Origin of the sequence: Devosia sp. Leaf64 (assembly GCF_001421945.1) — a bacterium.
Lineage (GTDB): Bacteria > Pseudomonadota > Alphaproteobacteria > Rhizobiales > Devosiaceae > Devosia.
Genome location: NZ_LMLO01000012.1, coordinates 34,942 through 48,627, shown reverse-complemented (window position 1 = coordinate 48,627; position 13,686 = coordinate 34,942). Strand labels below are relative to the sequence as shown.

Here is a 13,686-nt window from a genome sequence, read left to right as displayed (position 1 = left end):
TCCGGCTTGTCCGGGCAATCCATTGCCTGTCGCGGCATGGACCACCCGGACAAGCCGGGTGGTGACGGCTGTTGAGGGAGATTGGATATGGCAAAGATTTCACCTGAGGCGCTGGCCGCCCTGCGCAAGGCCGATACGCCGACCGTGTGCAACGCACTCGAGCACGTGATGGGCGGCCGCACTGCCGAGGGGTTTACCAAGACGCCGGTGGTTTGCGCCGATCCGTCCCTGCCGGCAGTGGTGGGCTTTGCGCGTACGGCAAAGATCCGGGCTTCTTCGCCGGCACAGAAGCCCGCCACTGAAGTGCGGGCGCTGCGCATGCAGTATTATGAATATGTTTCGGGAGGCGAAGGGCCGATCGTGGCTGTCATCGAGGATACCGATTGGCCCCATGTCATCGGCGGCTTCTGGGGCGAGATGCAGGTGGCCCAGCACAAGGGGCTTGGTGTCGCTGCCACGGTGACCAATGGCGTCCTGCGCGACCTTGGCATGCTCGATGAAGGCTATCAGGTCATCGCCGGCGCCGTGGGCCCGAGCCATGCTTTTGTGCATGTGACAGAGCTTGATTGTTCCGTCACCGTCTTTGGCATGAGCGTGCGACCCAACGATCTGATCCATGCCGATCGTCACGGAGCTGTCGTTATCCCGGCAGAGCATATCGAGCTGATGCCTTGGGCGATCGACGTCGTCATGCGTAAGGAAGTGCCGATCCTTTCGGCAGCGCGGGCGCCCGGCTTTACGGTTGAGAAGCTGCGTGCGGCTTGGCTTGAGGCTGACAAGATCACCTAGTTCGGTAGCTTGCTGCTAAACCTCTGCCTCTCATCGATAGACTCTTGACTGGGGTGAGCCCCCCTCACCGACCCGGCTTCGTCGGGTCACCTCTGCCCGGGGGGCCAGGAACAACCGGTGTGTGCCGATCTCTTCTTCTCCCCCCTCGGGAGGAAGGCGGCGCAAAGCGCCGGATGAAGGGACGATGGAGAGATGAAAAGGCCCGCTTTGCGCGGGCCTTTTGCTTACTTGGCCTGCATGCGATCCAAACGAAGCTGGGCGGCGCGGCGGTGGCCTTCGAGGCCTTCGCTCGCGGATTGGCGGGCGGCGGGCGGTGCGACCTGCTTCACCCCTTCTTCGTCGAGCCACTGGTGAGTGGCGATTTTTACATAGGCGCCGACCCAGAGCCCGCCGGTATAGGCGCCGGCGCCCATAGTGGGCAGGGTATGATTGGTGCCCGAGCACTTGTCGGAATAAACGACGCTGGCAAGTTCGCCGATGAACAAGCTACCGTAATTCCTCAGCTTTTTGGCAAAACCCTTGGCGTCCACGGTGTGGACCTGAAGATGTTCGGCAGCGATCAGATCGGAATAGGCGATCATCGCGGCTTCGTCCTCGCATATGGTGATCTCGCCATAGTTGATCCAGGCTTCGCGGGCGGTGTTGGCCGTCGAGAGGGTCTCAAGCTGGGCTTCGACCTCCTTGAGCGTCGCTTCGGCGAGCGCCTTATCGGTGGTGATGAGGCCGACGCGGGTGCGGATGTCGTGCTCGGCTTGGGCGAGGAGGTCGGTCGCGATCATTTCGGCATCGCCAGAAGAGTCAGCGACGACAAAAATCTCAGACGGGCCAGCGAGTTGATCGATTCCGACCGGGCCAAAAACTTGGCGCTTGGCTTCGTTGACGAAGGCATTGCCGGGGCCGACGATCTTGTTGACGGCCGGAACGGTCTTGGTGCCATAGGCCATGGCGGCTATTGCCTGTGCGCCGCCAATGCGGAAAATCCTATCCGCACCAGAGAGATGGCAGCCGGCGATCATCGCCTTATGGGCATTGGGCGGCAGGCAGGCGATGACTTCGTCGACGCCGGCGACTTTGGCCGGGACGATGGTCATGATCGGGGCGGAGAGGAGCGGATATCGGCCGCCGGGGACGTAGCAGCCGACGCGCTGAATAGGGATGACGCGGTGGCCCATATGGACGCCGCGCAGGGTTTCGACCTCGAGGGGCAGGATGGTCGCGAGTTGCGCCTGGGCAAATTTGCGAACGTTTTCAATGGCAAACTCGGTATCTTTGCGGGTTTGCGGATCAAGTTCTGCGAGCGCGGCTTCGCGTTCGACCGTGGTGACTTCGAAAGCGTCGATGTCGGACTTGTCGAACTTGGCCGAATATTCGCGGACCGCCTTATCGCCGTTGGCGCGGACATTGGCGATAATTTCGGAGACGAGGGTCTCGACGGGAGCATTGTCGCCGATCGAGGACCGCTCTGGCGCCTTGACGTAGGTGACGCCGGGGAAGGGGGAATTGCTCATAGCATCAGGTCTCCGAAACGACAGCGAGGGGCGGCGATCCGTTAGCATTCCAGTAACGTTGAAAGCCGTCCATGAGGTGAGATTGATCTTGCATACGTATTCAAAATTTGCCAGAGTTTTTTGCGAAATGAGCATCCATCTTTGGTTGGAGCTCGCCTCTGATCGGTCAAGATGAACACGCACGCCAATCCCAAGCTGGAGCATCGAGAGGAGGACGCCGAGCGGCCCCCATTGGTGCTGCTCCCGGGTACGGTTTGCGATGCGCGGTTGTTCGCGCCACTCTTAGCTGAACTCGATCATCCCTATGTTCAAATCGCGCCGCTGACCGGCGCACAATCTGCCGAGGCGATGGCTGCAAAATTCCTTAAAGACCTGCCTGAGCGCTTCTCGCTGCTTGGCGTGTCGCTGGGTGGGATCGTGGCGCTGGAGATGATGGCGCAGGCGCCAGAGCGGGTCGAGCGGCTCGCGCTCATCGATACGACGGCGCGGCCCGACCCAGACACAAACTGGGCCGTGCGGCGCGACGCCGTCGACAAGGCGCGGCAGAATGGAATGGCCTCGTACATTTCTAACAGCTGGACGAAGCTCGTGTCGCCGGTTCACGCTGACAATACTAAGCTCAGACAGCTGCTTATTGCCATGGCCGAGGATGCCGGCGCGGATGTCTTGGCCGAGCAATCGGAGATCGCCATTGCGCGCGCCGATGGCCGGCCGCGGCTTGGCGCGATTGCCGTGCCGACCTTGGTGCTGGCGGGGGCAGATGAACAGGTGTGCCCGCTCGAGGCGCATGAAGAATTGGCGCGCGGCATTGCCGTGGCCCGCTATTTTACCATTCCGAAGGCAGGGCACTTCAGCCCGCTTGAAAATCCTGCCGCTGTGGCGCGTCATGTGCGCGACTGGCTGGCTTGGACAAATGAAACACTCTCGAATGAGCCGTCACAGACCCAAGGAGCGGAAATGAGCGACGCAACGAGCAAACCCCAGACCAAGGCCACTTCGCCCGTCGCCGTTGAAAACGTGCTGCAGGTGGAACGCCGCGATTATTCTGATCTGGCGCCGACCGATCGGCCGCGCTCGCAATCGCTCGAAGGGTTCGACGATATTTACACCGATATCGTCGACTACATCATTCGCTGCACCCACAAAATCTGGGACGAGCGCGATATCGGGCTGATCTACACTCACTACACCCATAACTGCGTGCTCTATGGCACGATGGGCACGATCTACAATCGTGAAGACGTGGTGCGCGACACCATCCAGCGTCTCGTGTCCTTCCCCGAGCGCCGCGGCATGGGCACGCAGGTGATCTGGAACGGCGATGACAAGGAAGGCTTTTATACGAGCCATCTCGTCACGGGCTCAGGCCGCCATACCCAATATGGTCATCTTGGCCAGCCTACCGGCAGGCCCTTCGTCAGCCGCACCATTGCCGACTGCATGATCCACCAGAATAAGATCTATCGCGAATGGGTCGTGGCGGACACCATGGCCATCATTCAGCAGCTTGGGCTCGATCCGCACCATTTTGCGATGAAGACGGCCAAGGCCAAGTTCGATGCTGGCCTGATCTCGCTCGACATCGGCGAGAACCGCCGCTTTCTCGGCCAGACCCCGCCAACCGAAAAGGCCGATACCTCGCTCGCGCATAACGACATCGAAGCGCAGACGATCGAAATGCTGCATGAGGTTTTCACCAAGCGCATGTTCGGCCGCATCGCGCGCGACTATGCGCCCAATGCTCAATATCACGGGCCGCTGATGAAGGAGCTTTATGGTCAGGCGGCCATCATTCATCAGCATCTGGGACTAATCGGCTCGCTGCCGGACGCGTCGTTCGAAGTCCAGCATGTGGCCTCGAACCCCTGCGAAGAGGGCGGCACCAAGGTTGCGGTGCGCTGGCTGATGGAAGGCCACCACCTCGGCTACGGCATCCTCGGCACGCTGGGGGATCCGACCGGCAAGCGCGTCCAAGTCATGGGCATGAGCCACTACCACTGGAAGAACGGCAAGATCGTCGACGAATGGAATGTCTATGACGAACTGAGCCTGCTTGTTCAGGTCAAGCTCGGGCAGTTGGCGGCCGAAGCCGGGGTAGCCGCCTGATCTTTTCACTATCGGTCGCTGCCGGTCTTTTGGGCGGCAGTGACTTCTTCGGGTCGTCGACTGTCCGGTCGTGGTTCCACCGAGGAGGCAGTCTCAGAGGGGCGTGGTCAGATTTCGGCGAGACCGACAACAAAGCCCTTTGGTTGGTGCCTACTTCCGCCCGACCGCTCCAAACGCCTGTGCCTTTCCGAAGGTGTCAACCGAAGGCCAGCCCCGATTGAAGGGGCACGGTTCTCCACTCTTTCCTAATTGATCATCAATGCGACCGCTTTGGCGGCAGCTTTCGTCCCGCATGGCATTGGGCTCGCGCTCAAAAATTTCGGACCAGATGCTCGGGAGATTGAACTGCCGGCCTACAGCCCTGGCTGCCTCCAGCGTCTCCAAAAAGGTTGATGCCTCCGACCTTCTTCGGTCTGCTCGACAAGCGGTAGGACTGAGAAGCCATATGCGCTGATTTCGGCCTCGATGACAGGTGCAGCGTGGCGCAAGAGAGGATCTGCTAGGCTCGTGTCCTGCATTGGCGCCCAAGCCATGCCACTAACACTCTCTGGCAATTCAAGTGTCTTGCTCGCAGGCATAATTAAGACCGCGCGTGTGCCAGCTGAATAGAATACGGAAACCTGCATGTGGCGCTTCGAAGACTTAATCGTCGGTCGTTAAGTCGGCTGGGGAAAAGAAGGCCCAGGCGATCAAGGCTGCAGCAGCCAGCGCACCAAGTAGATAAAGTTCGCTCATCGGATCGCCTCCTTGTTGCGACACGAACGCACTAACGAGCCGTTAAGATCCAACAGGTGGGCGAGTTTGGACCGTCTGCGTTTTAAAAATGCCGGAGATGGAAAGCCTCGCTACCAATACGAACGGAAGACTTCGTACGAGCAAAACCGTTACCCGCCGTTGTTGTCCAGGGTCACTGACTACGGCATGGGATGGCCCCGAGCGATGTCTTTTGCAAAGTGCTAAGACGGACGTCTAAAGTCGGTTTTTGGGAAATTTGCAAAAAAACCGCAGCCGAAATGCACGCCGTAGCGGGCCATGGAGCGAATGCTGCGACGCGTTACCCCATGACCCGCCAGCGACGGCCGCCGCGATTTCAGTTCTATCTCAGGCTGCGCAATCGGCGAGTTCATTTAGCCTTGTTGGTAAACAGGCGGGCCCAACATCAAGGGAATAAAAAAGCCCCTGCGCCAGGGAGGGTCGCAGGGGCCTAGTCGTCAAGGGGATTGCTACGCGTCAGTAGCGACGATCAATGTGCAACGGGCGATGTAGTTGCTTGCTAATCTAGCTAGAGCAGGGCGCCTACGATCATTGTCAGGGCGGTGAAGACGCAATCCAGCAGAATGGCGAAGCCAAAAGCGATCAGTTGGGCTAGGCGCCATATCTGTACGTCTTGACGTCATCTGGGAGTGAGACACCGAGGCGTAGGATTGGGATGCTTTGAGCCTTTTCGCCCAAGCGCCTTGTTCGTTTGCCTGCTAATGAAGATTCAGTTCGAGGAGCCTCGTATGACCAAGCACAGCAAGCCTTCTTCTCCAGCCTTCACCAAACCATCCGTGGAACTTCCCGACAGTGTACTCGATAAGGTTGCTGGCGGCGGATCGCCAGCCTGTAACCCTCCGGTCGGCATGGATCAGGAACAGGCCGTACGGACCAAGTAACTAAGAGAATTCGATGACCAAAAACGTTTCGAAAAACAACACGGCCGGCAAAACTGACGAGCTTCCTGACGCAGCGCTAGATAAGGTTGCAGGCGGTGGGCAATCAGGCGCACAGGCGCCTAAGCCTTCAGAAGACCCTCGCACCTATGACAAGGACTGATCCGATCGTGATAGTTCGGCACCAGTAGTACATCGGCGCGTTAGCATTGGTGACCATTCAGCCCCGCTCCAGCGGGGTTTTTCTTTGTCCAACAACGGGAAACTTCTTCGGCCCATCGGCAAGGAAGGCTTCATTTGGCGAAAAACGAAGCCTCCCTCTACCGTTGTCGTTCAGGGTCACTGACTACGGCATGGGATGGCCCTGAACGATGCCTTTTGAACAATGCTGAGACGGCTTCGTAAAGTGAGTTCTTGGTAATATGGAAAAGATGTAGGCCGAGATGCCGTCGCGGGTAATTAGCGCCTAGCTTTTCTTCAGAGCGGCAAACCAAGGATGGCAGACGATGCCATAAACTGCGCCGGCGGCTGCCCAGATGATCCAATGGCCGCCATCGGTGGCGCTATCGACGACAAAGCCAAAGACGCCAAGCGCGACCGTGGCGAGTGCGATCTTGAAAACGGGCGACATCTGTTCTCCTGGGGTTTTCTTAGACGCCAGACTTTCCGCAACCAGCTTGCCGAGCTTCTGTCTCTAGGCAGAACCTGCGTTTCCCAGACCGGGCGTCGATCTTCGTAGCGGAGTAATATTTTTGGCCGGGCACATGATAGATGCGCTCGCCGCTTTCGATGCTGACATTGCCCTTAATATTGCAGTTCTGACCGACACCCGCAATGGCCGCAGGAAGCATCGAGGAGTTCTGTCGGGCATCGAGAAAGCCCAGACGCCAGTAAAGCCGATCAAGGCCCTAGCAGCAACCGACATTAGATCGCGCATGTGCTTCTTCCTCAACAGATAAAGGCTGGGCGCATCGCTCGATGCAAGGCCAGCCGCAAAGGCTGGTGAACATCGTCTTTCCAATATTGATAGGAGGCCTCTAGCGTACGCCATCGAAGGCAGAATTGTCCTCGTGCTCTCGCTCAAAGGTGCGGCGCCATGGAAGACGCTCGCTCATTCCGGAGGCGGCACTTGCCCGTCTGAAGCTTTCATCTTCGAAACGAATATCGCTCGGCCGGCCTATACGTGGTCCTTTTTCTGGGCTGGAGTAACAGTGATCTCGTATCAGGGCATGCGCGCTCCTGGACCGTTCCTCCCGTCGAACATAGCGTCAGCAGTCAGCTCCGCAAGAGACGAGTCGATACCGACCGAGTTCCAATCCGAGAGCGGCGCTATCTCACTGACTGCTGACGCTACCCATAAATTTCCAATCTACTTCTGTGAGGAGTGTGGTGCGCCCAACTCGGCCTTTGGCACGCTGCGTGCCGATGGCCGCCTGAGCTATTGCGGCTGGGATGGCTTTCGCCCGGTATGGCTTGGGAAGGGCAGGTCTGACGGCGACGGTCTACCGGCTCCGACTCTAGCGCCCTGGTGAACCCAATCAGAACAGAAGTGTCCCACTTTTTGGAGTACTGAAAAGCTAGGACGAACAGGCCAAGATTGCTGAGTATTTTCAACGGCCCAAAAATGGAATGGCGATCCCGAAACTGCGCAGAACTTCGGCTTCTGAGCGCGAACTCTTTCCGTTGAACTCAGGCAAAGGGTACTCAAGACGAGCTTGACACTGGATATGGTGGTCGTTCTCGTTCGCCGCTAAAAGACTGATTACCCACCGCGTCCTTCGCAGCGGTAGAGGCAACGGCATCAAAATTCGGGACGTGTCGACGCAAGATGCAAATCTACTACATCAACCTGGCGGCAAGGACTGATCGTCGGAAGCGCATGGAAGCGCGCTTCAATCGCCTGGGTCTTGTCGCAGAAAGGGTAGAAGCGTTGACGCCCGCTGCCATAACCGAAGAGCAGAAGGCTCGATTTGGCAATTTCAAAGCTTATCGCTGGCTGACTGAAGGTGAGCTTGCCTGCAGTCTCAGTCATCAGGCGGCGATGAGGCAGTTTTTGGCGACAGGCAGCAGGTTCGCGGCCATCTTCGAAGACGATGTTATCCTTTCCGCTTCGCTGGGAAAGCTTTTAGATGATTTTGAACGTCATCATCTTGGCGTCGACCTTCTCCGGATCGAAGCAGATAACGTGCGGCTACGCCTTGCCCCGCAGCCCGAGCATGTCTTCCCGGGTTTCGCAGTTTTCAAACTTCACGCTTCGGTAGCAGGTTCAGCCGGCTATATCATTTCACGCAATGGAGCCCAGCGCATTTCGGCCAGCGAAGATATTCTGCGTAATCCAGCCGATGAAGCGATGTTTAACCCCCGGCAGTCCATATCGAAAAGTCTTGTCGTGCGTCAGCTGGACCCTGCGCTGATATTGCAAGAAGACCGAACGGAACTGTCAGATAGCGATCGTGCCGGGAGCGACCTTGAGACTTTCCGCCGCGAACGTTCATTGCTCGACAGCCAAAATTTCTGGCGTCGAACTGGACATAACATTCGGGATTTCGTCAGGCGGGACATTGTCATGGCGGGTCGTAACTTATGGGCGCAGCAATTCTATGGTGTTCGAAAACGCGTCATCCCTTTCAGAAAAGATTAGACTAGGCACGGCCTCGGACTATCATCGCTCGGTGATCACTGAGCTATGCTGAGCTCATTGGCGCGGGGCGACAAAGAAATGGCTTCGCGCGGTCGAGGAGACAGACAAGCCAGGCTCGGACGACGAGGGTGAAGCTCTAAATGCTTCGGCGAACGTTTCTCCAGGTCTGGAACGCCTGCTCCGGGAAATCTCCAGGAAGATAGCAGCCCTTGCGGTCGGCAAACCTTGTCCGGAATTCGTCGAGGAGAATTCTCCAGCGCACGTATAAAGGCGGTTTGCGGCCATAAGGTTCGGCCCCGAACAACCAACTCACGGTATTGGCGCCGCCGCCGACATGGGTCCGGATGATGCGGGTGCCGGGCAGCCCGCCGCGGAACAGCAAGGATCCGATCGCCACCTGCTCGTTGTCCCAAAGTCCCGCCGGAAGCCATTCGGTCTCGACGAGAAAATCCATGCGGTCCGAGAGCTCGTGCGCGAATTCGCGCCTGACAATGAAGTCACCCGCGCTCATCATCGCCAGCGTTCGTCCAACCATCTTGCGCGGAAATTTGCCGATGCGCATCCGCTGGGCGAGATGGAGCGTGGTTGTTATGCCAAGGTTGACGCCTTTGAGATCAGCTTCCCTGACCTTGATCTTGCCGTCGCCGAGGTCAGGGATGAAGCGGGACAGTCCTGCGTCGATCCAGACCAGAAAATCAGCGTCCGATATTTCAGCCGCGCGTTTGACCATTTCGAGCTTGGACATCACGATCATCCCATATTCAGGGATATTGAAAGAGACATCGCGCCGATTAACGGTCGGGCTATTGGCAACGATGTCTTGGATGCGATCGGCGTGCTTGAACATGGTGAGGTCGGACCGTGCAACACGTACGATGCGGTCGCCGGGCTTCAACACAATGTCGGAGGCGTCGAAATCGGGATCAAGGAACACGAAAAAGGGCAGGGGGGTCTGAAGCGTCAGATTGAGCCAGTCGATATAGCGTTCCGGCGTCCGGCCATCATAGTGAGCGCGTCCAACGTCATAAAAGCCGGTGACAGCAGCGATCTTCATCTCAGCCCCTTCTTATTTCCGCGCAGCGATGTGGTCTCGCTGGGTTCGCCTGATAAAGACCTGTCTATGCGACAAGGACCGCAGACTTGCCAAGTCAGACTTGGCTCGGGGAGAGAATTCCGCACAGGCGCGGCAACCCTTGCCGGACATTTTTCTGAAACAGTCCGCTACGGCGTGTCGTTCTACTGAGATCGTTATAAGCGCCCCGATCACTATGAATGAGGTTTTCTCAACTCATTGCCTTCTGATCCAAAATGCATTGAGGGCTCGAGCCGATCTTTTTCGCGCAGGTGGCGCTTCTTCAGATGCCCGGCCTTGATGATCGCGGTTCGAGCAAATGGCGTTATCGGACTTTTGCCTGGCCCCGCGGCCGATCCCAGCGCCCTCGCACCTGCGGCTATGACCGGATCCGCGCAGCAATTCGATTAAAATTATAGCGCGTTTCCGAGGCTGCCTAACCGATTTTAACGATGAAATCGGTCCGTCCCGTCCCGACCCTTGTAGAACAAAACAGGAATAAACATTTCCGGGAACAGAAGGCCAATTTGGTCTTTCGTGGCGCTCTTTGACTAAGAGCGGCTGCCGAAACCGTTGGCGCGGTCTCGGCAGCCTCGCCACTCAATCCTTCTCGGAGGCCCAAGTGGTTGATCCCTTTCTCGACGCTTGCAGTTGTGCAGGCAAGCCTTGTTCAACGCTCTTTCATAAACTTAATTCTGAACACCCTGGCATCAATGCCGATGGCGTCGCTCAGCACTGGGCGGTCGACTACGACGTACAGGCGATCCTGATGGGCGTCGTGATCGAAACCGGCTGTGTAACGATCGGTGATCTCGTAGCGGCGCTGCCTGGTCATCCGGCACCAGTCACCGCCATCATGGCGCTCGTTGATGCAGGGCATTTGAGCCGCGCACCGGGTGTGCTGACGCCTTTCACTGTGATCTCCTGCGGCCGCGATATCGAAAGCAAAGGTCCGCCCGGTGCCGACCTCAACGATCGGGCACCGCGGGGGAAATGGCCATCGTCGTCGAGAACATTGATCGCCTTTCCGAGCCAGCGCTCTGCGGAAAGTCATTCTCCCGAGCAATCGGTGGGTACCAATGGAGTTGAGCGAGGGCGTATCGTCCGCTTGGTCATCAGGTTTGCGCGTCGTCCTGCGCACCTGATCAGCTTGGCTCTCGCCAAAGCAGTTCGCGCACGCCAACACCGTCAAAAGCCCTCGCGCGCGAGAGCGCTCGTGTCTGGTGCCGCATCACGACCGACTGGAGGCAGGGTCTTGAAAAGCTCGAGGGCGCCTATGCGGACGAGACCCTGCGCGGCTACACTTCGGATGTGAATCAGTTCGCGCTCTGGTGCGAGGGGCGTGGACTGAGTTTTCTTCCTGCATCGCCCGATACGGTCGTTCTCTATGTCGATGAGGAGGCTGGGCGTCTGCGCCCCTCCACCCTCAAACGCCGGCTCTGCGGCATTTCGCGGATTCATCGGCTGTTGCGACATGAGGATCCGACCAGGGACGATGACGTTTACCTGGCGATGCGACGGGCCCAACGCAAAAAGCCTGAACGTCCGCGTCAGGCTCTTGGCGTCAAAACCGATCTTCTCGACACCCTCATTGCCGCATGCACTGACGATCTCATCGGTCTTCGCGACGAGGCTCTGCTCAGGGTGGGCTTTGATACGCTTTGCCGCCGCAGCGAACTCGTGCGTCTCAGGGCCGACGATCTGACGACGAATGTTCGCGGCAATTTTTCGATCCTCGTTCGACGCGCCAAGAACGATCAAACCGGGCAGGGGCGTACGGCGCCCCTTTCGACCAAGACGAGCGAATGCCTTCGTCGTTGGCTCAAGCAAACCGGCATAGAACGCGGTCCACTGTTCCGGCCAGTCTATGATGACCGCGTGCTCCAGCGTTATCTCGATCCAGTGGTCGTGTCGCGGGTACTGAAAAAACTGGCCCGCCGCAGCGCCGCGGCCGAAGATGCCAGGACAGGCGTGTCCGGCCATTCGCTGCGGGTTGGGGCGGCGCAGCAGCTTACCATCAATGGCAACGGCATATTGCAGATCATGCGCGCCGGTGGCTGGCGATCGGTGGCAGTGGTTGCCCGCTATGTCGAGAATGTCGATCTTGATCTTTGGACGTGATCGATATTGTTGGGAGCCAGCCTAAAAGGCCTGGCTCCTGCGACGTCGCATCTCTTCGGCGATGAGCGTTCGAAGATGCTCGCTATTGCTTGATGCGACAGGAAAGCATGGCCATCAGGCTTGTGGCAACGAGTATGGCCACAAGACCAAACCCAGGCATCACGCTGACGCCAAGGGTTTGCCCATAGCTGTTGGCATAGGCCTGCATGTCGGAATTATTGCCGGCCATGCCACGCATGAAATCGGTGGCTTGTCCGGTCAGTTCTGACACTTGGCGCCAGGCGTCGAACACGGCGTAAGACAGATAGATGAGGACCATTGCGGTGATGACAGCCGCTACGATATCGGCCAACCTCCCATAGCGCGGCGTAACGCCTGGCATAATGAGCGCCAGACCGATCGCAAGAGGCCCGAGGATGGACCAGTTCGCGATCTGGAAGCCGCTGGTCGACTGGGTCGTGCCAAAAGCCGAGCTCGTCGCTGCTGGAAGCAGAAGCCCAATGAGGGAAATGACAAGCGCCGCGACACGGAGGGCTGCGCCTTTCGTTCTGAAAGCGGTGGGTTGGGACTGGAGTTTGGATTCCGTCGAGGTCATGCTGATGGTCCGATTGGCGTGCTGATCAGAGTTTTGGCTTTGGCGCGTTTGCGGCTGCAGCCGCGATGGCTTGTTCAAGGGCAGGGCGCATGCCGGCCTCGTCGGCCATATCCGCCGCAAGCTTGAGTTCAAGGCTGGTCAGGGCCAGTTTGAATGCGATCAGACTGTCTTCTCCGCGCTTGCGACCGACCATTGCTGAGACGATCACGTCAAAGGCCTCGGCCTGTTGCGGCAGCATCATCATGGCCGATTGCGGCTCGAGACATTGCGGCGTGCCTTCGGGGTAGCAGGGCACGGGCAATCCATCTTTGTATGTCCAGCGAAGATAGGTGACCTCGCGACCGTCCTTGCGGAAACTGGGTTCGCCATATTTGGCAACCAGTGCGCTGACGAAATCATCGAAAAGCGGCGCGGCCTCGGGCGCGCGCCGATAGTCGGCCTCCCGGGCGACCAGCGTGATCTGATTGCCGCTCGAGAGTGCAGAAAATTTGGCGCTCAGTTGGTCGGTCTCATCGCCTTGGTAAAGGACGCTTGTGTAAGGCGCGCTTTGAACCGTTTGCCCCTTTCCCGAAAGCACAAAGCTTGAGGTGTTCTCGTTTGGCGCGTCGCCCCCGAGATCGGCAAAGGCTGATCGTGCTTCCTCGACGCTCATGCCGGTTACAAGCCCGCGAATGTCGATGGTCCGGCCCGGAACGCTTGACTGGGCGGGCTGCAAGAGCACTTCAGGCACGATGTCTTGTGCGGCAGCGGCGGACGCTAAAAGCGCAATGGCCACAGTGGCGAGGATAGAACGTAAGGTCATTGAGGTCCCCAGAATACAATCTGGATGTACCTTAAAAGCGACATGCTAATGTATCTTAAATCCGGTCGCCTTAAATGCAACAATGCCGCTCAACTGGCGGCGTGAAACGCAATCATCCAGACGATTTGAGAGAGACTTTCGCGCGCAACTTGAGGCTGCTGCGCGCGGAAAAAGGCATGAGCCAAGAAACGCTGGCCTTCGAATCCGGCGTCAATCGAACTTACGTCAGCGATGTCGAGCGGGGCATTCGCAATATCTCGCTCGACAATATTTCACGGTTGGCGAAAGCCCTCGACGTTCCGGCATGGACGCTGCTCAAAGGCGACCTTTCACCATAATCGATATTGGCGTTCACCCCCCTCCAAGCGAGAGCTGTTCTGCTGCGCACTTGACCCATACG

The 13,686-nt window shown here is 58.2% G+C and carries 14 protein-coding genes; 8 read left to right on the top strand and 6 right to left on the bottom strand.

Annotated features, from left to right (window positions below; translation table 11 throughout):
* Positions 1-87: 87 nt before the first annotated feature.
* Positions 88-789, top strand: coding sequence for an acyl transferase (locus ASE94_RS05850; RefSeq protein ID WP_062629610.1), 702 nt, complete (start codon positions 88-90; stop codon positions 787-789).
* A 224-nt stretch (positions 790-1,013) separates the two neighbouring features.
* Here ASE94_RS05850 and hisD read toward each other — a convergent pair whose 3' ends face one another.
* Positions 1,014-2,297, bottom strand: a complete 1,284-nt coding sequence (gene hisD / locus ASE94_RS05845) for a histidinol dehydrogenase (protein WP_062629609.1) — start codon at positions 2,295-2,297, stop codon at positions 1,014-1,016.
* 171 nt (positions 2,298-2,468) lie between these two features.
* Here hisD and ASE94_RS21455 point away from each other — a divergent pair, with 171 nt between their 5' ends.
* From ASE94_RS21455 to ASE94_RS20885, 3 genes are all read left to right on the top strand, one after another.
* Positions 2,469-4,403 (top strand): alpha/beta fold hydrolase, encoded by a 1,935-nt coding sequence (locus ASE94_RS21455; RefSeq protein WP_244483984.1) that lies wholly within the window; start codon positions 2,469-2,471, stop codon positions 4,401-4,403.
* Between the two features lie 1,502 nt (positions 4,404-5,905).
* A complete protein-coding gene (locus ASE94_RS20890; protein WP_156351919.1) occupies positions 5,906-6,058 on the top strand; it encodes a hypothetical protein in 153 nt (50 codons plus the stop codon).
* 13 nt (positions 6,059-6,071) lie between these two features.
* On the top strand, positions 6,072-6,218 hold the full coding sequence (locus ASE94_RS20885; protein ID WP_156351916.1) for a hypothetical protein: 147 nt from the start codon (positions 6,072-6,074) through the stop codon (positions 6,216-6,218).
* A 303-nt stretch (positions 6,219-6,521) separates the two neighbouring features.
* Here ASE94_RS20885 and ASE94_RS20880 read toward each other — a convergent pair whose 3' ends face one another.
* Positions 6,522-6,686 (bottom strand): hypothetical protein, encoded by a 165-nt coding sequence (locus ASE94_RS20880; protein ID WP_156351913.1) that lies wholly within the window; start codon positions 6,684-6,686, stop codon positions 6,522-6,524.
* Between the two features lie 133 nt (positions 6,687-6,819).
* Between ASE94_RS20880 and ASE94_RS20875 the strand changes: the two genes are divergently transcribed.
* Together ASE94_RS20875 and ASE94_RS05825 are read left to right on the top strand one after the other, a co-directional pair.
* On the top strand, positions 6,820-7,014 hold the full coding sequence (locus tag ASE94_RS20875) for a hypothetical protein (RefSeq protein ID WP_062629608.1): 195 nt from the start codon (positions 6,820-6,822) through the stop codon (positions 7,012-7,014).
* 869 nt (positions 7,015-7,883) lie between these two features.
* Positions 7,884-8,696 carry a glycosyltransferase family 25 protein gene (locus ASE94_RS05825; RefSeq protein WP_062629607.1) on the top strand — a complete coding sequence of 271 codons (813 nt, stop codon included), beginning with the start codon at positions 7,884-7,886 and terminating at the stop codon, positions 8,694-8,696.
* Positions 8,697-8,832: 136 nt separating this feature from the next.
* Here ASE94_RS05825 and ASE94_RS05820 read toward each other — a convergent pair whose 3' ends face one another.
* Positions 8,833-9,750, bottom strand: a complete 918-nt coding sequence (locus ASE94_RS05820) for a hypothetical protein (RefSeq protein ID WP_062629606.1) — start codon at positions 9,748-9,750, stop codon at positions 8,833-8,835.
* A 688-nt stretch (positions 9,751-10,438) separates the two neighbouring features.
* Entirely contained in the window at positions 10,439-10,648 is a 210-nt protein-coding gene (locus ASE94_RS20870; protein ID WP_156351910.1) for a hypothetical protein, read from the bottom strand.
* A gap of 431 nt (positions 10,649-11,079) precedes the next feature.
* Between ASE94_RS20870 and ASE94_RS05805 the strand changes: the two genes are divergently transcribed.
* Positions 11,080-11,889 (top strand): tyrosine-type recombinase/integrase, encoded by an 810-nt coding sequence (locus ASE94_RS05805; RefSeq protein ID WP_156351907.1) that lies wholly within the window; start codon positions 11,080-11,082, stop codon positions 11,887-11,889.
* Between the two features lie 82 nt (positions 11,890-11,971).
* On the opposite strand, the gene ASE94_RS05800 is transcribed toward ASE94_RS05805, so the two are convergent.
* The gene (locus ASE94_RS05800) at positions 11,972-12,484 is read right to left on the bottom strand and encodes a hypothetical protein (RefSeq protein ID WP_062629602.1); all 513 of its coding nucleotides are present in this window, start codon (positions 12,482-12,484) and stop codon (positions 11,972-11,974) included.
* A 25-nt stretch (positions 12,485-12,509) separates the two neighbouring features.
* Positions 12,510-13,286 carry a hypothetical protein gene (locus ASE94_RS05795; RefSeq protein ID WP_062629601.1) on the bottom strand — a complete coding sequence of 259 codons (777 nt, stop codon included), beginning with the start codon at positions 13,284-13,286 and terminating at the stop codon, positions 12,510-12,512.
* Positions 13,287-13,360: 74 nt separating this feature from the next.
* On the opposite strand from ASE94_RS05795, the gene ASE94_RS05790 reads away from it, so the two are divergent.
* A complete protein-coding gene (locus ASE94_RS05790; RefSeq protein ID WP_062629600.1) occupies positions 13,361-13,624 on the top strand; it encodes a helix-turn-helix transcriptional regulator in 264 nt (87 codons plus the stop codon).
* Positions 13,625-13,686: the final 62 nt, after the last annotated feature.

Coding starts and splice junctions, on each gene's coding strand:
- ASE94_RS20880 (WP_156351913.1), bottom strand. CDS start 6,686: ATGTCGCCCGTTTTCAAGATCGCACTCGCCACGGTCGCGCTTGGCGTC.
- ASE94_RS05825 (WP_062629607.1), top strand. CDS start 7,884: ATGCAAATCTACTACATCAACCTGGCGGCAAGGACTGATCGTCGGAAG.
- ASE94_RS05800 (WP_062629602.1), bottom strand. CDS start 12,484: ATGACCTCGACGGAATCCAAACTCCAGTCCCAACCCACCGCTTTCAGA.
- ASE94_RS20870 (WP_156351910.1), bottom strand. CDS start 10,648: ATGCCCTGCATCAACGAGCGCCATGATGGCGGTGACTGGTGCCGGATG.
- ASE94_RS05820 (WP_062629606.1), bottom strand. CDS start 9,750: ATGAAGATCGCTGCTGTCACCGGCTTTTATGACGTTGGACGCGCTCAC.
- ASE94_RS05850 (WP_062629610.1), top strand. CDS start 88: ATGGCAAAGATTTCACCTGAGGCGCTGGCCGCCCTGCGCAAGGCCGAT.
- ASE94_RS05795 (WP_062629601.1), bottom strand. CDS start 13,286: ATGACCTTACGTTCTATCCTCGCCACTGTGGCCATTGCGCTTTTAGCG.
- ASE94_RS21455 (WP_244483984.1), top strand. CDS start 2,469: ATGAACACGCACGCCAATCCCAAGCTGGAGCATCGAGAGGAGGACGCC.
- ASE94_RS20890 (WP_156351919.1), top strand. CDS start 5,906: ATGACCAAGCACAGCAAGCCTTCTTCTCCAGCCTTCACCAAACCATCC.
- hisD (WP_062629609.1), bottom strand. CDS start 2,297: ATGAGCAATTCCCCCTTCCCCGGCGTCACCTACGTCAAGGCGCCAGAG.
- ASE94_RS20885 (WP_156351916.1), top strand. CDS start 6,072: ATGACCAAAAACGTTTCGAAAAACAACACGGCCGGCAAAACTGACGAG.
- ASE94_RS05790 (WP_062629600.1), top strand. CDS start 13,361: ATGCAACAATGCCGCTCAACTGGCGGCGTGAAACGCAATCATCCAGAC.
- ASE94_RS20875 (WP_062629608.1), top strand. CDS start 6,820: ATGATAGATGCGCTCGCCGCTTTCGATGCTGACATTGCCCTTAATATT.